Annotated in this window: 17 protein-coding genes, 1 tRNA gene, 1 pseudogene and 1 riboswitch; of the genes and pseudogenes, 5 read left to right on the forward strand and 14 right to left on the reverse strand. The window is 68.1% G+C overall.

All coding sequences use genetic code 11. The features are described 5' to 3' along the window. Positions 1 to 145 precede the first annotated feature (145 nt). Positions 146 to 952, reverse strand: a complete 807-nt coding sequence (locus WDM94_13730; GenBank protein MEJ0013649.1) for a DUF1194 domain-containing protein — start codon at positions 950 to 952, stop codon at positions 146 to 148. A 198-nt stretch (positions 953 to 1150) separates the two neighbouring features. Here WDM94_13730 and WDM94_13735 point away from each other — a divergent pair, with 198 nt between their 5' ends. Next, positions 1151 to 2350 carry a mandelate racemase/muconate lactonizing enzyme family protein gene (locus WDM94_13735; protein ID MEJ0013650.1) on the forward strand — a complete coding sequence of 400 codons (1200 nt, stop codon included), beginning with the start codon at positions 1151 to 1153 and terminating at the stop codon, positions 2348 to 2350. 1 nt (position 2351) lies between these two features. Further along, on the forward strand, positions 2352 to 3467 hold the full coding sequence (locus WDM94_13740) for an iron-containing alcohol dehydrogenase (protein ID MEJ0013651.1): 1116 nt from the start codon (positions 2352 to 2354) through the stop codon (positions 3465 to 3467). Here WDM94_13740 and WDM94_13745 read toward each other — a convergent pair. Then, positions 3464 to 4264 carry an IclR family transcriptional regulator gene (locus WDM94_13745; GenBank protein MEJ0013652.1) on the reverse strand — a complete coding sequence of 267 codons (801 nt, stop codon included), beginning with the start codon at positions 4262 to 4264 and terminating at the stop codon, positions 3464 to 3466. The genes WDM94_13740 and WDM94_13745 overlap by 4 nt on opposite strands. A 131-nt stretch (positions 4265 to 4395) precedes the next feature. On the opposite strand from WDM94_13745, the gene WDM94_13750 reads away from it, so the two are divergent. Continuing rightward, positions 4396 to 5463, forward strand: a complete 1068-nt coding sequence (locus WDM94_13750) for a mannonate dehydratase (GenBank protein MEJ0013653.1) — start codon at positions 4396 to 4398, stop codon at positions 5461 to 5463. A 52-nt stretch (positions 5464 to 5515) separates the two neighbouring features. Here WDM94_13750 and WDM94_13755 read toward each other — a convergent pair whose 3' ends face one another. From WDM94_13755 to WDM94_13780, 6 genes are all read right to left on the reverse strand, one after another. Then, positions 5516 to 5830: an HU family DNA-binding protein gene (locus WDM94_13755; GenBank protein MEJ0013654.1), complete on the reverse strand. Its 315-nt coding sequence runs from the start codon at positions 5828 to 5830 to the stop codon at positions 5516 to 5518. 90 nt (positions 5831 to 5920) lie between these two features. Further along, positions 5921 to 5996: transfer RNA gene (locus tag WDM94_13760), tRNA-Glu, on the reverse strand. Between the two features lie 65 nt (positions 5997 to 6061). Then, positions 6062 to 6850, reverse strand: a complete 789-nt coding sequence (locus WDM94_13765) for a hypothetical protein (protein ID MEJ0013655.1) — start codon at positions 6848 to 6850, stop codon at positions 6062 to 6064. A 24-nt stretch (positions 6851 to 6874) separates the two neighbouring features. Then, positions 6875 to 7390 carry a hypothetical protein gene (locus WDM94_13770; GenBank protein MEJ0013656.1) on the reverse strand — a complete coding sequence of 172 codons (516 nt, stop codon included), beginning with the start codon at positions 7388 to 7390 and terminating at the stop codon, positions 6875 to 6877. A gap of 32 nt (positions 7391 to 7422) precedes the next feature. Next, positions 7423 to 7899 carry a hypothetical protein gene (locus WDM94_13775; GenBank protein MEJ0013657.1) on the reverse strand — a complete coding sequence of 159 codons (477 nt, stop codon included), beginning with the start codon at positions 7897 to 7899 and terminating at the stop codon, positions 7423 to 7425. A gap of 61 nt (positions 7900 to 7960) precedes the next feature. After that, the gene (locus WDM94_13780) at positions 7961 to 8347 is read right to left on the reverse strand and encodes a hypothetical protein (protein ID MEJ0013658.1); all 387 of its coding nucleotides are present in this window, start codon (positions 8345 to 8347) and stop codon (positions 7961 to 7963) included. Between WDM94_13780 and WDM94_13785 the strand changes: the two are divergent. Then, a pseudogene (locus WDM94_13785) lies at positions 8346 to 9378 on the forward strand (RluA family pseudouridine synthase). The gene WDM94_13780 and the pseudogene WDM94_13785 sit on opposite strands and share 2 nt — an antisense overlap. A 143-nt stretch (positions 9379 to 9521) precedes the next feature. Beyond that, entirely contained in the window at positions 9522 to 10433 is a 912-nt protein-coding gene (gene rpoH / locus WDM94_13790) for an RNA polymerase sigma factor RpoH (GenBank protein MEJ0013659.1), read from the forward strand. Positions 10434 to 10629: 196 nt separating this feature from the next. Here the strand turns inward: rpoH and WDM94_13795 are convergent, their stop codons facing one another. From WDM94_13795 to WDM94_13820, 6 genes are all read right to left on the reverse strand, one after another. After that, positions 10630 to 11574 carry an ABC transporter substrate-binding protein gene (locus tag WDM94_13795; GenBank protein MEJ0013660.1) on the reverse strand — a complete coding sequence of 315 codons (945 nt, stop codon included), beginning with the start codon at positions 11572 to 11574 and terminating at the stop codon, positions 10630 to 10632. A gap of 24 nt (positions 11575 to 11598) precedes the next feature. Then, positions 11599 to 12342, reverse strand: coding sequence for an ABC transporter permease (locus tag WDM94_13800; GenBank protein MEJ0013661.1), 744 nt, complete (start codon positions 12340 to 12342; stop codon positions 11599 to 11601). 382 nt (positions 12343 to 12724) lie between these two features. Beyond that, positions 12725 to 12830, reverse strand: a riboswitch (TPP riboswitch). A 51-nt stretch (positions 12831 to 12881) separates the two neighbouring features. Continuing rightward, complete coding sequence (locus tag WDM94_13805) at positions 12882 to 13337, reverse strand: hypothetical protein (protein ID MEJ0013662.1); 456 nt, start codon at positions 13335 to 13337, stop codon at positions 12882 to 12884. After that, positions 13334 to 14443: a hypothetical protein gene (locus WDM94_13810; protein MEJ0013663.1), complete on the reverse strand. Its 1110-nt coding sequence runs from the start codon at positions 14441 to 14443 to the stop codon at positions 13334 to 13336. Before WDM94_13810 ends, WDM94_13805 begins: the two co-directional genes overlap by 4 nt. Before the next feature lie 31 nt (positions 14444 to 14474). Next, positions 14475 to 15773, reverse strand: coding sequence for an adenylosuccinate synthase (locus tag WDM94_13815; GenBank protein ID MEJ0013664.1), 1299 nt, complete (start codon positions 15771 to 15773; stop codon positions 14475 to 14477). A 152-nt stretch (positions 15774 to 15925) separates the two neighbouring features. Further along, the gene (locus tag WDM94_13820; GenBank protein ID MEJ0013665.1) at positions 15926 to 17623 is read right to left on the reverse strand and encodes a mucoidy inhibitor MuiA family protein; all 1698 of its coding nucleotides are present in this window, start codon (positions 17621 to 17623) and stop codon (positions 15926 to 15928) included. Positions 17624 to 17926 lie beyond the last annotated feature (303 nt).

A 17926-nucleotide genomic window follows, 5' to 3' on the forward strand; every position in this document is an offset into this window, starting at 1 on the left:
CGGCGTTTTGACCCTCCCACAAGGGGAGGGTTCAATCCCGCGGCACGGCCGAGTCTCCACTTGTTGAGCCCTCCCCTTGTGGGAGGGCCAAAACCGCATCGCGGTTTTGGGGAGGGGTCTCTCCTGCTCGCGACGCGCCCCGCGCCTACCGGAAATCCAGCATGAACCCCGGCCGCGTCTTCTCCCCGACCGTGCAGTCGGCCTTGGGGCCGCCGCCGGCGACGTCCGCGGCGTTCATCACCTTCGCCGGCAGGCCGGAGATTTCCGTCACCAGCTTGCGCCGTATCGCGGTCTCGAAATTGGCGGCGTCGGTGACCGCGATCATGAACGCTCCGGGGCCGCCGATGACGCAGTCCTCGTAGTACTGGTCGAGGTTAGGGATGCCGAAGGCGCTGGTCGTGAAGCTCGGGCGGATGACGATCGGCAGGCCGTTGATCGTGATGCCGCGGCCGACCACCCAGTCGCGCGTCGGCTCGATCGGGCGGCCGGCGTTATTGGGTCCGTCGCCGGAGACGTCGATCGCCTGGCGGTAGCTGGTGAAGCCGTTGTTGTCGAAGCGGCCGGCGGCGTAATAGAGGCCGCTCGAGATCGAGGTGCCGGTTTCGCGGCTGATGGAGCCGGCGGAAAGCTTCTGCGCGAAAGTCTCCGCGTCGGCGGCGTTGGCGATCACCGTCCACGGCGCGATCATCACCTGAAAGCCCGGGCCGGCCCATTCGAAGTAGGTGACCGCAATGCGGCCGACGGCGCCGGACTGGATCGCCTGGATCACCTCCGGATGGCGGAAGGCGGCGACGTAGCCGTCGCGCTGCAACTGCTGCTCGCCGATGTCCATGGAGCGCGACACATCGACGGCGAGCACCAGCTCGAGGTCAACCTCGGTGTCGGCAGCCGACGCCGGCGGCACGGTGAGCCCAAGTGTCAGAAGCGATGCCAGAAGGACAAGCCGACCCATGCGCTGAAGCCTCTCGCGCTCGAAATGTCCAGCCGCCCGGGGAAGATGCTAGCGCGTGCGCCGCAGGGCCGCCAGCGACGAGGCGCCGCGTTCACGCGCCATTGATCGGCGCGCCGAGGCTGGCCAGAACCGCGCCTCACCTGCTATCCGAGCGGAGGCGAAACTTCGCGCGCGGCGCGGGTTCAACGGAGAATTGGCGTGAAGATCACCGACCTCAAGTGCGCGATCATCGGCAGGAATCCGGTGGTGCGCATCGTCACCGACGCGGGCATCAGCGGCTACGGCGCGGCCGAGTCGTACAAGCCGTACCTCAAGCCGCACGTGCTGGCGCTCCGCGACGCGCTGATCGGCGAGGACCCGACCAACGTCGAGCGCGTGATGCTGAAGATCCGCAACCGCGGCGCCTTCAAGCCGTGGGGCTCGGCGGTAAGCGCCATCGAGCACGCGCTGTTCGACGTCGCCGGCAAGGCGGCGGGCGTGCCGGTCTATAAGCTCCTCGGCGGCAAGGTGCGGGACAAGGTGCGCGTCTACAACGGCGCCTATCGCCCGCCGCTGACCACCTACACGCCGGAAGACTACGCCGAGAATTGCCGGAAGATGATGGCGCGGAGCGAGGGCTTCACTATCGTCAAGCAGGGCATCGGCTTCCATTCCGAGATGAAGCGGGTGATCCCGGACTTCACCTACGGCGACGTCTCGCCGGCCCACATCCACGGCGGCGCGACCGACCGCGGCCTGCTCACCGAGGCCGGGCTGAAGCACGCCGTTGCCTGCGTCGCGGCGATGAAAGATGTGCTCGGCGACAAGGTCGGCCTCGCGCTCGACTGCGGCCCCGGCTGGACGGTGCCGGACGCCATCCGCTTCGCCAAGGCCGTCGAGCCGTTCCACCTGATGTGGCTCGAGGACCTGATCACCGGCGACTACACGCCCTATGTCAACGCCGACGTCTTCCGCGAGGTGACGCGCGCCACCTCGACGCCGATCCATACCGGCGAGCAGATCTATCTCCGCCAGAATTTCAAGGCGCTGATCGAGGGCCACGCGGTCAACATCCTCGGCCCCGATCCGGCCGACGTCGGCGGCATCGCCGAACTGAAATGGATCGCCGAATACGCCGACCTGCACGGCATCCTGATGGCGCCGCACGGCACCGGCAACGGCCTCCTCGGCCTCGCCGCGCTGGTGCAGATGTCGGCGGCGCTGCCGGCAAATTTCATCGCCTTCGAGTATCCGATGGGCGATCCCGACTGGTGGTACGACATCGTCGATGGCCTGCCCAACCCGATCGTGAAAGACTCGATGATCGAGGTGTGGGACCGGCCCGGCATGGGCATCGAGCTCAACCCGGCGAAGGCAAAAAAATATCTCGCCGCCGACGACGCCGGCTTCTTCGACTGACATGGCGGCGATCGCGTATCTCACGACCATCGAATTCGGCCCCGGCGCGATCGCCAAGCTGCCGGAGTTCACGGCGGCGCTGAACATGCGCCGGCCCCTCGTAGTCAGCGACCGCGGCATCGCCGGCGCCGGCTTGCTGGAGCGGGCGACCGCCCTCCTCCCGAAGGACGCGGCGGTCTTCCTCGACGTGCCGCCGAACCCGACCGAAGCGGCGGTGAACGCGGCGCTCGCCGCTTATCGCGGCAACGGCTGCGATGGCCTCGTGGCGATCGGCGGCGGCTCGCCGATCGACCTCGCCAAGGGCGTCGCGCTCACCGCCACCAACGCCGGGCCGCTGGAGGAATTCGCGCTGATCTACGGCGGCCTCGACCGCATCGGGCCGGTGGCGCCGGTGATCGCGATCCCGACCACGGCCGGCACCGGCGCCGAGGTCGGCCGCGCCGCGCTGCTGACGCTGGCCGACGGCCGCAAGCTCGGCTTCATCAGCCCGCACCTCATCCCCAAACGCGCCATCTGCGATCCGGAACTGACGCTCGGCCTGCCGCCGTCGCTGACCGCCGCGACCGGGCTCGACGCGCTGTCGCATTGCATCGAGACGTTCCTCTCGCCGCGCGTCAATCCGCCGGCCGAGGCGATCGCGCTCGACGGCGCCGGCCGCATCTGGCGCAACATCGAGACGGCGTGCGCCGACGGGAAAAATATCGCGGCGCGCGAGGCGATGATGATGGGCGCGCTCGAGGGCGGCCTGTCGTTCCAGAAGGGGCTGGGCGCGGTGCATGCGCTGAGCCACGCGCTCGGCGGCCTCAAGGCGCCGGTGCTGCATCATGGCACGCTGAACGCGATCCTCATGCCGGGCGTCGTGCGCTTCAACGCCGGCGAGGTCGGCGACAAGCTGGCCCGGCTTGCCGCGGCCATGGGCGTCCGCGGCGATCTTGCCGATGCGCTCGACGTGCTGAACCGGAAACTCGGCATCCCCAAGACTCTGGGCGAGCTCGGCGTCAAGGCCGACGTCTTCGACTGGGTCGTGGAGCGCGCGCTGGCCGACCACAGCCACGCCACCAATCCGCGCGCCGCCACCGCGGAAGACTACCGCGCGCTGCTGATGGCGGCGCTCTAGGCCGCGCGCTGCACCGACGGCAGGTCGGCGGCGATCGCGCCCGCCGTGGCAATCACCGCGGCGCGGATCTTCTCGGCATGCGCCGCATCGGCGCCGGCGAGAAACGGCACGCTCAGCGCTGCGATGATGCGTCCGTTACGGTCGGGGATCGGCGCGGCGAAGGCGTAGATGCTCGGCGCGTATTCGCCCTTGTCCTCGGCCCAGCCCTGGCGACGCACGCGCGCCAGCTCCGCCGACAGGCGGCGGCCGTCGGTCTGCGTCTTGCCGGTGTAGCGGACGAGATGGCCGCCGAGCCGCTCGCTGAGTTCCTCCTTCGGCAGGTTGGCGAGCAGCACCTTCGACGCCGCGCCGGCATGCATCGGCAGACGCTGGCCGGGCACCACCGACAGCGCATACTCGCGCTGCCCGTCGACCGCGGCGATCACCAGAATCTCGTTGCCGTCGACGATCGACACCTTGCACCCCTCGCCCGTCTGCGCCGCGAGCCGCCGCAGGTGCGGCACGGAGATCGCCGCGAGGTCGTAGTCCTTGCTCTCGTTCACCGCGCGCGCCGCCAATGTCAGCAGCCGCGAGCCGAGCCGGTACGTGCCGTCGGACGAGCGGCGGACGATCTCGTGAAGCTGCAGCGTGTTGAGGATGCGGTAGACGGTCGTGCGCGGCAGGCGGAGTTGCTCGACCAGATCGCGAATGGTGGCGCCGTTCGGCCGCTTCTCGAGCAGGAAGAGCACGTCGACCATGCGGTCGATGACGGGAATGCGATGCCGCGCGAGGGCGGCGGGGCTGACCATGTCGTTCATGAGGGCACACGGCTGGAGTTGATTGACTTGCTTTCTACCGCTCTCCTATCATCCAGAAAAGAACATTCGTCGTTCATATTTGAACGAAGCTGGGGAGGCTCAAGCTGAACGCGCCGCTGAAGACGGAAGGGATGCGCGTCGGCCTGACGCTCGCCGGGGAACAGCTCAACGAGGACACCGCGAAATTCGCCGCGCAGCTCGGCGTCGGCGACGTCGTCGTCCACATGACCAACTACGCCGCCGGCGGCGACCAGACCGCGTTTCTCGCCGGCCAGGCGGCTGGACCGAACTACGGCGACGCCCGCGGCATCAAGCTGTGGACACGCGAAGATTTCGACGGCCTGATCGCGATGCTCGGGCGGAACAATCTCCGCCTCGCGGCGCTCGAAAATTTCGCGCCGAACTTCTGGTCCGACGTGCTGCTCGACGGGCCGCAGAAGCGCGAGCAGATGGACGACCTCAAGAAGCTGGTGCGCGATGCCGGCAAGGCCGGCGTGCCGGTCATCGGCTACAATTTTTCCATCGTCGGCGTCTGGGGCTGGATGAAGAAGCCGCTCGGCCGCGGCGGCGCCGTGACCATCGCCTTCGATGCCTCGGCCTTCGATCCGGACGAGCCCCTGCCCGACGGCGTCGTCTGGAACATGCGCGTCCGCGATGCGCGGCCGGGTGCGGCGCCGGTGACGGTATCCGACGTCGAGCTATGGGAGCGGCTGACGTGGTTCCTGAAGGAGCTCGTGCCGGTCGCCGAAGAAGCCGGCGTCCGCCTCGCCGCCCATCCCGACGATCCGCCGATGCCGACGCTGCGCGGTACCGCCCGCCTGGTCAACGAGCACGCCAAGTACGACCGTCTGGTCAACATTATCGACAGCCCGGCGAACGCGCTCGAGTTCTGCGTCGGCTCGCTGCAGGAGATGCCGGGCGGCGACGTCTACGAGACGACGCGGCATTTCGCGCGGGCGAAGAAGATCGCCTACGTCCACTTCCGCAACGTGCGCGGCAAGGTGCCGAAATATCAGGAGACGTTCATCGACGACGGCGATGTGCGCATGGCCGACCTCATCCGCATCCTCAAGGACGAGCGCTACGAGGGGGTGCTCATCCCCGACCACGTGCCCGACCTCAACTGCGCCGCGCCGTGGCACGCGGCGCATGCCTACACGGTCGGCTACATGAAGGCGCTGATCGCGATGACGAAGTAGGCGGACGGGAGCCGCACAACCGGCTCCCGCTGCGCCGGGACTTGGGGACGCGTTACGAGATCGCGGCCGTCTTGAGTTTGGACAGGGCGCGCACCTTTACGCGCACGCTCGCCGGCTTGGCGGCGCCCGCCATCATCTCGCCGGTCGCCGGATTGCGAATCATCGTGCCGGCCTTGCGGGCGGGCACCTTGCGCAGCGTCACCTTGAGCAGGCCGGGCAGCGTGAACTCGCCGGCGCCGCGCGGATGAACCGAACCCAGGAGCGCACTCTCGATCGTGGCCAGCGCACCCTTGGCCGCCTCGCGCGAGATTCCGTTCTGCTCCGAGATCAGGTTGACCAGCGCGGATTTGGTCAGGGTCTCTTTCACAGGACGCAATGCCGGCGCCGCCTTAGCTGTCGCATTCTTTGCCAACCTCAGTCTCCTCTGTTGGGTTCTAATATTCCGGCCCGGCGGTATTGGCGCTCCCTAGGGGAATCGAACCCCTGTTTTCGCCGTGAGAGGGCGACGTCCTGGGCCGCTAGACGAAGGGAGCGGGCCGCCGTTGGCGGATTTGGGTCTATAGCCGCCCCGCTGGCGGGAGGCAAGGACGGCCAACGCCTAGCGCGGCGCCTCGACCGGCGGCGGTATTGCGAAGAACTTGCCGAGGTTCAGGTTTAACGGCACCGTTACCGGGCATGAGCCGTCGGCCAGGTGCGGCTTGCCGTTCTTGCACGGCTGGACCGTCAGCTTGGTGGCGGGAGCATTGGCGACCGGCGCCGGCTGGCCGGGTGGTGGCGTCAACAGCTTGAAGATACCCCCGAGATCGACCGCCGGACCGACGAAGCCGCAATTGCCGTTGGCCGGCATCGCGCGGCCGTCGGGGCATTTGCCCGGCGGCGGAGTCGAGGCGACGTTGCCGGCGTTCGGGCACTTGCCGTTGATCGGCTCGCCGCCGTTGGCGCATCGGGTTGCGACCGGTGCCTTCGACGCCGGCAGCTTTCCCTTGAGCATCGGGACGAAGGTCGTGTCCGGCGCCGGCAGGGTCCAGGCGTCGCCGGTCCCGGCGAGCACCGACTCGTGCGCCGCGTTCACGACGTGGAGCGTGCACATGTAGTCCGTCGCGTTTGCCTTGGCGGTGTGCACCGGCACGCTCAGCGAGCCTTGAAATGTCGGGCGACCGCCGGGAGCGAAAGACTGAAGCGCCGAACCCTGGCCGACGATCTGCTTGCTGCTCGCCGTCTCGCAGTCGGCCGTGCACACCTGACACTGCACCTCCGCGGCGCGCACGTCTGGCGACAGGCCGACCGCATCGACGGCGACGTCGATGGTCAGGTCTTCGGCGGAGGCAGCCGCCGCGGCGAGCGCCATCGCGAGAAACACTGCCGCTGTCAGCCCTGAACGTCGCATCAGGCGATGTCCGTCATCACGCGGCTACGGCGTCAGCGCCGGGAGCGCCTGTCTGCTCCCGTCGGCGCCTTGAGTGTACGAAACGTTCCCCGGCGGAAAATCGCCGTAGATTCCGGCGACGAGCGGCGCCGTCGTCACGCCCTGCGCCCACACCGGGCTGCTCGGGCCCCCGGCCCGCACCTCGCTGCCGTCCGCGTTGATCAGAAACAGCCCGCACGCCCAGTAGGTCTTTTCGTTGATCTGCTGGAGCGTGGCCAGCGTGTAGTCGCCGGTGATCGGCACCGTGACTTTGCCGTCGAAGGCGCCGCCGGTGACCGGCGCTTTGCCCTCGCCGGTCGCATTTCCGGACGAGAGGGCCGGGCCGTCGCCGGGCTTGAGCACGCATTTGACCGCGACGTCGGTGACCTCGGGCATCAGGTTGGAGACCTTCACCACGACGTTGAGAGTTACCGGCACGCTGGTCGCGGCAAGCGCCGCCGACGACAAGGCCGACAGCGACATGGCGCCGAGGCCGGCCGCGATCGCGTTTCGAAGGTTCATGGGATCTGCCTTTCTTGCGGTGGCTTTGCTGGTCATTTGCTGGCCCGCCCGGTCATGTTGAGCGTGCCGACATTGAAGCTTGCGGGCCCGGCGAGCATGCCGGTGAGCTGGAGGGTACCGACGTCATAGCTGGCGTTCCCCGGAGTAAGGCCGGTGAACTGCAGCGTACCGACATCGTAGCTGGAGTTGCCTGGAGTGAGACCGGTGAGCGCGAGCGTGCCGACGTCGTAGCTGACGTTTCCCGGGATGAGCCCGGTGAGTTCCAGCGTGCCGACGTCGTAGCTTGCGCTGCCGCCGGGCAGGCCGGTCATCTCGAGGGTGCCGACGTCATATGAGACATCGGGCGACTGGCCGGTCATCGTGAGCGTGCCGATGGCGATGTGACGGCCGGGCGGCTGCGACGCGGCGAACAGCGGCGTCGCCAGCGCAGTTGCACCGGCGAGGGCGGTGAGGACGGCGGTGGTCAGGCGGAGCATCACGATCACAGCCTCGGCGGGGCGCACCCGCATCCTGCCGCTACATCGGCGGGCAATCAACCGAACCGATGATGCGTCGATTAAAAGCCGCCGGCTAGCGCCCGATCGCGGTTCGCGCGACCACCGCGCCCGTGCGCAGGTCGATGACCACGATCGTGTCGCCGCCCCCCGCCTCGTAGGTCAGCGCCATGCGGTTGCCGTCGAGGGCCGTGGAAACCAGCTTCGCGTCGGCCGGCAAGCCCATTGCCGAAAGCGACAGCGTGGGCACCGCCGCGTCGGGGGCGACGGCCTTGCCGGTGGTATCGTAGGTCGCGATCCGGTAGAGGATCGCCGCGAAGACGGCGATGATCCCGAGGCCGAGGGTCAGGCCGCCGATCAGCATCAGGCGGCGGAGGCGTGCCTGGACGCGCAGGAACGTCGGGTCGACGGGCTTGTCGTCGTCGCCGTCGAAGGCCGCACTCTCGAAGGATTGTCTTGCCATGGTTTCGGAAGTGCCCCGGATTTCGGAGGTACAAACTGCGCGGCGGGTGGAGCTGGCGGTCGCCGACGAGGCGGCCGGCACGCGCCTTGATGCCTGGCTCGCCGGCGCCCTGCCCGACCTCGGCCGCAACCGCGCCAAGCAACTGATCCTCGACGGTCACGTCGCGATCGGCGGGCGGACGATAGGCGAGGCGAAAAGGCCGGTCAAACCGGGCGAGACGGTCATCGTTAACTTGCCGCCGGTGCAGAAGGCCGAGCCCGAGGGCGAAGCGATCGCGCTCAACGTCGTCTACGAGGACGACGCGCTGATCGTCATCGACAAGCCGGCCGGCCTCGTCGTTCACCCCGCCGGCGGCCACTACACCGGCACGCTGGTGAACGCACTGATCGCCCATTGCGGCGCCTCGCTCTCCGGCATCGGCGGCGTCGCAAGGCCGGGCATCGTCCACCGCCTCGACAAGGACACCACCGGCCTGATGGTCGTCGCCAAGACCGACAAGGCGCACCGCAAGCTGGCCGAGCAGTTCGCCGACCATGGCCGCACGGGCCCGCTGGAGCGCGGCTACATGGCCATCACCTGGGGCGCGCCGGATAGGCCTGTCGGCACCATCAGCGCCGCCCTCGGCCGCTCGACCCGCAACCGCGAGAAGATCGAGGTGAAGCGCGGCGGCGGCGGGGCGCGAGGCGATCACCCACTACCGCATCGAGGAGACTTACGGCGCCAAGGGTAAGCCGCCGGTGGCGGCGCTGGTCGAGTGCCAATTGGAGACCGGGCGGACCCACCAGATCCGCGTCCACCTCGCCTCGCTCGGCCATCCGCTGATCGGCGACCGCGCCTATGGCTCCGGTTTCGCCACCAAGGCGACGCTGCTGCCGGAACCTGTCCGGGCGATCGCCGAAGCTTTCCCGAGGCAGGCGCTGCACGCCTTCCTGCTCGGGTTCGAGCACCCGGAAACGGGGGAGGAAATGCGCTTCGAAAGCCCCCTCCCCGACGACATGGCGGAACTCCGCGATGCCCTCAAGTATCTGTGATCGCTAGGCTTTTAATATATCGCAAGATAGGTCGTGTTTCCGGCCAAATCGTACCCATATAAAGCACCAAGCCGCGGGCTCTAGCCGCGGCCGGGACCGCCATTCAGGGGTCCGGGGAATAGAGAAAGGGGCGCTACAAAGTCATGGCCCGTACCAGTCTGCCAGCAATCGCCGCCGGTGAAGGCGGCCTCTCGCACTACCTGTCCGAAATCCGCAAGTTTCCGATGCTCGCGCCTGACGAGGAGTACATGCTCGCCAAGGCGTACAAGGAGCACGACGACCGCGGCGCCGCCCATCGTCTGGTGACCAGCCATCTGCGTCTCGTCGCCAAGATCGCGATGGGCTACCGCGGTTATGGCCTGCCGATCGGCGAGGTCATCTCCGAAGGCAACGTCGGCCTCATGCAGGCGGTGAAGCGGTTCGAGCCCGAGAAGGGCTTCCGCCTCGCCACCTATGCCATGTGGTGGATCCGCGCCTCGATCCAGGAATACATCCTGCGCTCGTGGAGCCTCGTGAAGATGGGCACCACCGCCAGCCAGAAGCGACTGTTCTTCAATCTGCGCAAGGTGAAGGGCCAGATCCAGGCGTTCGAGGAAGGCGACCTCCGCCCCGAGAACGTCGAGAAGATCGCGACCAAGCTCGGCGTCAGCAAGGAAGACGTGATCTCGATGAACCGCCGCCTCGGCGGCGACTCGTCGCTGAACGCGCCGATCCGCGCCGACCAGGAGTCCGGCGAGTGGCAGGACTGGCTGGTCGATGAGACGCCGAGCGCCGAGACGCGGCTGGCCGAAAGCGAGGAAGCCCTGTCGCGCCGCCAGTTGCTGCGCGACGCGATGGGCGGCCTCAACGACCGCGAGAAGCGCATCTTCGAGGCTCGCCGCCTGGCCGAGGACCCGATCACGCTCGAGGAACTGTCGACCGAGTTCGGCGTCAGCCGCGAGCGCGTCCGCCAGATCGAGGTCCGCGCCTTCGAGAAGGTGCAGAAGGCGGTAAAGAAGGGCGCGAAGGAACTGGAGAAGCCGCGGGCGGAACTCGCGGCTCCTGCTTCGCCTTAGCTTTCCAGGGCTGCAGGGAGGAGAGACACCCCTCCCCAAGCGGCCTTCGGCCGCTTGACCCTCCCACAAGGGGAGGGTTCACACTTATTGAAACACCACGCTCCACCAAACTCCGCTTGAGCCCTCCCCTTGTGGGAGGGCCAAAACCGCATTTGCGGTTTTGGGGAGGGGTGTCTCTCCTTCCCTCGCTCCAGCCCTACTGTGCCGCCGGCAACTCGACCGCAAACGTATCCAGCGGCGGCTGCTTATCCAGCAATCCGTTCATCGTCAGGAAGCCGGCAAAGCCGAGATACTTCGCCTTGTCGAGTTCGCCCGGATTCTCCGGGAAGTAGTCGACCGTGGCCGCGAACTGCTTCCGCGTCAGATCGTTGTCGAGATCGGTGTGCGACTTCACGAACAGCGCCAGCGCCTCGTCCGGATGCTCGTGGATGAACGCCGTCGCTTCCGCGATCGCCGCCAGGAAGCGCGGCAGGCGCGGGTCGTTCACCTTGTCCGCCGCCGCGACGTAGATCAGCTCGTCGTAAGCGGGCACGGCGTTCTGCTCGGGGAACCACGCCTGCACCGGATGGCCGTCCTGCTCAAGCTGGATCAGCTCGACATTGCGATAGCCGTCCATGATCGCATCGACCTGGCCCGCGAGCAGCGGCGGGATGAGATTGTAGTTGAGGTTGACGGTCTTCACGTCCTTCTCGCTGAGGCCGACGGTGCCGAGGATGGCATTGAGGTAGGCGCCCTGGAACGAGGCGGCGGAGTAGCCGATGGTCTTGCCCTTCAGGTCCTCCAGCGACTGGATCGGCCCGTCCTTGAGCGCGATCAGGCAATTGAGCGGCGAGTCGATCAGCGTGCCGAAGCGCACCACCGGCACGCCGGCCTTCACCTGCAGCATCAGGTCAGGCTGGTAGGAGATGGCGACGTCGGCCTTGCCGGCGGCGACCAGCTTCGGCGGCGACGACGCGTCCGACGGCACCTGGATATCGACGTCGAGGTCGTGCCTGGCGAAGTACCCGCCCTCCTGCGCGATCACGATCGGCGCGTGGTCCGGGTTGATGTACCAGTCGAGCAGCAGCGTCAGCTTGTCGGCAGCGAAGGCCGGCGAGGCGGCGAAGAGCGCCAGGGCGGCGGCGAGCAACAGGCGTTTCATCTGGGTCTTCCTCTTGGTTCTGGATCAGCGGATTTCAGGCGCCCACGGCGTCAGTCGCGACGTGGCAAGATCGACGGCGGCGCGCAGCGCCACCGACATGGCGACGACGAGGAACAGCGCGGCGAAGACGACGGCCGTCTCCGAGCGCGCATTGGCGAACAGCATGGCGTAGCCGAGCCCGGAGGTTGACCCGACCCACTCGCCGATCAGCGCGCCGACCGGCGCATAGACCGCGGCGAGGCGGATGCCGGTGACGAGATCGGGCAGCGCGTTCGGCACGCGTAGCACCGTCACCACCTGCCAGCGCTTGGCGCGATAGAGCCGCGCGAGATCGATGAGGCCGGCATCGGTGCGCGCCAGCCCATCGGCGAAGGCCGAAGTGACCGGGAAGAAGATCGCGATGGTTGCCATCACGATCTTCGACGTGACGCCGAAGCCGAACCACAGCGCCAGGATCGGCGCGATGGCGAACACCGGGATCGCCTGGCTGACCACCAGCACCGGCAGCAGCAGCCGCTTGCTGATCGGCAGGTAGCTCATCGCCAGCGCCAGCACCGCGCCGACGACGGTGCCGATGGCGAGGCCGGCGACCGTCTCGATCAGCGTCGTCACGGCATCGACGCGCCAGAGATCGGGCCGGTCGCGGAGCGCGACCAGCACCGCCAGCGGCGACGGCAGGAAATACGGCGGCGGGGCAAAGATCAGGATGACCGCCTGCCAGATCAGGATCAGGCCGATGGCAACGCCGAGGGCGCGGAGCGCGATCATGCTGACACCACGGGGAGGATGGCGACCCCCACCTTGATCCTCGCCCTTTCAGGGGGAGGGCAACGCCCCTTATTGAAACTTCGGCGCGCGACGCGGGACTGGGTGAGCCCCTCCCCCCGAAAGGGGGAGGCTGGGAGGGGATCACGCCGGCCAAGTGTAGCCGGCCGGCGCTGCCAAGCAGCCGGTGCCTTACCGCCCCCTTGCGGGGAGGTCAAAATCGCGCTGCGATTTTGGGTGGGGGCAGCCTTGTTCGAACACCGCGCCCCCCATCCGAAATTCGCGAGCGCGAATTTCGACCTCCCCGCGAGGGGGAGGAAAAGCGAAGCGTGCTGCTCCGCTCCCGCAAGGGGGAGGTAAAGCGGAGTGCATGGAGAGAATGCTGCCAGAACCATATATCCGTCCCTTCGCCGGCATGACCCGGATCAGGTTCGAAGGGTTCGGCCGCCATGGCCATCTCAGCTCCGTACGGAGCTCCCCTCGGAATTGGCGATAATTTCGCAGGCTAAGCGCCTGCCGGCAAGTCTATTTCGGAATGGCTGCTAGCCGCCCCAGGCGGTCAGCGCCTTGTCGAAGACGCGCTCGCCCGGCGTGCCCTTCTCGAAGGTGATGATGGCCCGCTGGCCGCTCTCGTAGAGCAGCGGCAGGTCGAACCAGTCGCGGTCCTTGAGCAGCTTGAGGTTCGCCGTCACGTCCTGCTGCTCGCCGGAAAGCGCGATCCAGAAGAAGCCGTCGTCGATCTTCGCCGAGGCGCCGATGAGCGGCTGGCCGCGCGCGTCCTCCGCCGGCTTCAGCACGACGCGCGGCACATCGCGAATGCCTTTGCCCGGGAAAGTGCTGGGCACGGTGAGCACCACCTCGACGACATGGCTCGCCGGCAGCGACTGGTCGCTGTTCTTGCGGATGGTCAGCTTGACCTTGAGCTTGCGGTCCGGGATGTCGATGTTGCCGACGATCTCGGGACCGGCCGGGCCGGAGGCGACGAAGCTCCACGTCACCGCCGCGTTGATCGCGACGACGCCGTTGGCGGCCGCCGCCTGGTTGAGCGGCTCCTCGTAGAGCGTGGCGTGCTGGGCGACCAGCGAGTCGGGGTCCGCCGGCGCCGCCGCTGCCTGCTGGCCGGAAGTAGAGTCGGGGAGCAGCCGCCGGCCGGCGCCGCCGTGGTGTCGTTCGACTGCTGCGCGCCAACGACGCGCGCATCGCTCGCCGGCGCACCCTGCTGGCCGGGCAGCAGCCGGTCCGTGTCCTTGCCGCTGGCGTCGGCCGCGGGCGCCGGCGTCGTATCGGCAACCGGCGTCGCCGTGGTCGCGCTGCCACCGTCGAAGGAATGGATCACCTCGGCGAGCCGCACGCGGTTGGCGTACGCGAAGGCGCCGATGCCGCCGATCATCGCGATGATGAGAATGAGGAGCAGGATCATCGGCAGGCGCGACGGCCGCACCGGACGATCCATCACCTCCTGCATGTCGCCACGGCGCGGGGTCTTGCCGCGCTTCTCGCCCTTCACCTTGCCGGCGGAAGCGGGAAGACGATCCCGGTCGCGGTCGCGGCTCTCCACCACCGGCGCGACGGCGGTCGGCCGCGGCGAGGGCTGCGGTGCCTGCTTGGGGTCCCAATCGTAATCGTAGTCCGGGGCGAGGCGCGGCTCGTCGGCGCGCGGCTTCTCCTCGACGTAGCCCTGCGAGGGCAGGTACTGCGGCGCCGGCTTCGGCGGCGGCGGGCGGTCGATCGACCAGTCGTCGGCGCGCGCTGCGACCGGCGCACGATCGACGCGCTGCGAATCGCCGGTGCTCTCGGCCTCCTGGATGGCGCGGCGGAAAACGTCCTGCGGCGAAGGCGCCGGTGGCCGGTCCGGCCGCTTGCCGGCAACACGCACCGGCGAGCCGTTGGGCACGGTCGAGGTTTCGCGCTCGACGCGGCGGATCGCCTCTTCCAGCTCAAGCCTTTGGCGGGAAATTTCGGCGGTCGGCAGCGGCGGATCGATCGCCTTCAACTGGCCGATGAGGGCGTTGCGCGCCTTGTCATAAACGGCCCGCCGAGCATCGGCGCTGTTTCCGTCCAGACCCGCGACCGCTTTGCTTAGTACGGCGTAATATTCGGCCATTTCCCTGCTCTGCAGAGTCCCCTATTAGCCGCTAAAAGCAGGTCTGGAAAGGATCATGAACAAGAATCGTATCGTCACGCTCGGGACTTGTCGAAAGTAAGGCTACAGGCGCTCCGATGAGCTCCTCGACGTGGCGCACATACTTGATCGCCTGCGCCGGAAGATCGGCCCAGGTGCGCGCGCCGGCCGTCGAATCAGCCCACCCCTCGACCTCTTCGTACACCGGTTCGACCCGCGCCTGCGCCCCTTCCGCCGCCGGGAAGTAGTCGATTTTCTTGCCGTCGAGCTTGTAGCCGATGGCGATCTTGATGCGCGGCAGCCCGTCGAGCACGTCGAGCTTGGTGAGCGCGATGCCGTTGATGCCGTTCACCCGCACCATCTGGCGGACCAGCGTCGCATCGAACCAGCCGCAGCGGCGCTTGCGCCCGGTCACGGTGCCGAACTCCTGGCCGACGCGCCCAAGACGCTCGCCGTCCTCGCCCTTGTCCTCGGTCGGGAACGGCCCCTCGCCCACCCGCGTCGTGTAGGCCTTGGTGATGCCCAGCACATAATCGATGGCGTTGGAGCCGACGCCGGAGCCGATGGACGCCTGTCCGGCCACCGTGTTGGACGACGTCACGAACGGATACGTCCCATGGTCGATGTCGAGCAGCCCGCCTTGCGCGCCCTCGAACAGGATGCGGCGGCCGTCGCGGCGCGCCATGTCGAGCAGCCGCCAGACCGTGGCCGCATAGGGCAATACCTTCGGCGCCACCGCGGTGAGTTCGGCGAGGATTGCCTTCGCGTCGATCTCGCTCTCGCCGTGGCCGCGCCGCAGCGCGTTGTGATGCGCCAGCAGCCGCTCGACCTTGCCGGCGAGTGTCGCCGGGTCGGCGAGATCCATGAGACGGATCGCCCGCCGCCCGACTTTGTCCTCGTAGGCCGGACCGATGCCGCGCCGCGTCGTGCCGAGCCGCGTGCCGGAGTTGGAATTCTCCCGCGCCGCGTCGAGCTCGCGATGCAGCGACAGGATCAGCGGCGCATTTTCGGCGACGGCGAGATTGGCCGGCGACACCGCGATCCCCTGCCCGGCGAGGCGCGCGATCTCATCGACCAGCGCGTACGGATCGACCACGACGCCGTTGCCGATCACCGACATCTTGCCCGGCCGCACGACGCCCGACGGCAGCAGGCTCAACTTGTAGGAGACGCCGTCGATGACCAGCGTGTGCCCGGCGTTATGGCCGCCCTGGAAGCGCACGACGATGTCGGCGCGCTCCGACAGCCAGTCGACGATCTTGCCCTTGCCCTCGTCGCCCCACTGCGAACCGACGACGACCACGTTTGCCATGCGACCTGTCCCCGACAGAATCGCCCCGGCACGGAGCCGGGGCGAAAAGCGGGCGGACTATAGCGGCTGGCGCCGGGGGGCGCGACCGGTTTGACCCTGACGCGATCGTCGCACGGAACTCCTCTCTCCTCTCGTCGGAGAGGGAAGCAGCGCTAGTCCAGCGAAACCAGCGACTGATTGGCCGGCCAGCTAACCTCATAGGCGTTGACGACGTCGCGTTTCTCGCCCGGCGCGTAGGTATAGGTCCAGGCAAGGATGCCGCGCTTGTCGTCGACGTCTTCGTCCGTCGGCTTGGTCGAGGCATTGAGGCGCTTGACCGCGATGTCCTCGTTCTCCGCATAGGGCATGCGGTCGAGAATGGTGATCTCCATCGGCCGGCTGTGGAGATTCTCGACCGTGGTCTTGTAGGTCCGCGTATCGGTCTTGCGGCTGGCGATGATCGGGATGCCCGCCTCGCCCGACTGATGGTCGAGCGTCGCGCGAACGATATGGACGCGGTCATCGACGCCGAAGCCGAGATCGACCTCCGCCCCGGCACTGGTGAACGGCATCGTGCCGTTGCCGACGAAGGTGCCGTCGCGGAACAGCGCCACCTTGCCGGCGACGAGCGGCGCGCCGTCGGCGGCGGTGAACTTCGCCTGCAGGTACGCCGTTTCGGAGACCGAGGGCGCGGCGCGGACGCCGAGGTGCGGCGTCAGATGCTCGGTCGCGATCTGCAGCGAACGGGCACCCTTGTCGCTTTCGACCGAGACGAGGCCAGGCACGCGATATTCCGCGCGGAAGTCGCCGAAGTCGGCAGCGGCCTCGATGACCTTGGCCGGTGCATCAGCAATGTTGGCGGCAAGACCACCCGCCCTGAACTCCATCCGCGCCGCATCGCGCGCGACGGCGGTCGCCGGCGGAGCGGGCGCGGCTTCGCTCGGCGCCGAATACGAGTCCGGGTCGAACAGGCTGACCAGATAGGGATCGAGTTGCGGCACGGCGGTGCCGCCCTCGACCGGCGCGGTCGACAGCGTCAGGCGCACGCCGTCCCAGTCTTCACCCGTCGCTTGCGTGACCTCGGCGCGGCGCACGATGGCGAGCGACGGCTCTGCGCCCGCCTCGCCGGTCGCAAGTTGCGCATCGTAGGTCGGCAGCCAGCGCGCCGAGGCGGTGTGGTAGCTGACGGTGAGTGTGCCCTTTGCGGCCGCATCAGCCGCGAGCGCGATGCGTACCGCCATATGGTCGCGCGGCGCCGGCAGGTCGGCGAGCGACTTCGACAGCACGTCGCGCTGCCGGCTGAGGTCGCGCTGCTCGAGGTGCGCGGCGCGCACCGCGTCGGCGACCGCGGCGAGGCCGTCGCCTATGGTTGCGGCGGCGGTGTTCCAGTCGGCGATGTCGCCGGCGCCATCGGCCAGCGCCTTGCCAAAACCGGTGGGCGCGGACTCGATCAGTTGCTCGAGGAACCGCTTGCGCCCGTCGAGGGCGTCGAGCCGATCGCCGATCGCGGCGATCCCGTCGTCGATTTCCTCGATCTGCCTGGTGAGCGCGACGCGCGCCGGATCGGTGGCCTCGTCGGCCGGCACGACGCGCGTATCGACCGAGGCGATGGCGAAGGCGTGGTCGCCGGTCCCCTCGACCTTGAGGCTGTTAGCATCGAGCTCCGACGGCAGGTCGTCGAGCAGCACCGTGGTGGCGCCCTCCGGCAACGCGACCGCCGCCGTGCGGACAATCGTTGCACCGGTCGGATAGGCGGTGACCGAGTCGATCTTGCTGGTGGCGCGCAACTCGTCGGCGACGGCGCCGGTGGCGGCGAGCACGACGACGGACACGCCAAGCATCAGCCCGGCGCCCAAAGACATTCTGGACATGAGAGTGAATTCCCCGCTTGGCCCGCCCAAACCCGCGCGGTAGCTTCGATAACCCGCGATTGTGTTTGGCCAAGGCCCGGATTGCGGAGATTCGGCGGCGGCCGGTCCGGCGTGAATCGCGGTGGGGGAATCTGCTTACGACATGCTGAAAGCCGAACGCCTGGACCTGCGCTTCGTCGTCGCGGCGACGGTGCTGCTGATGGTCGCCCGCGCCCTCGCCGCGCAGTTCGTCACGTTGAGCTTCGACGAGACGTATTACTTCGACTGGTCGCGCTTTCCCCGGCTGGGATTATTACGACCATC

Origin of the sequence: Bauldia sp. (assembly GCA_037200845.1) — a bacterium.
In the GTDB taxonomy this organism is placed as follows: Bacteria; Pseudomonadota; Alphaproteobacteria; order Rhizobiales; family Kaistiaceae; genus DASZQY01.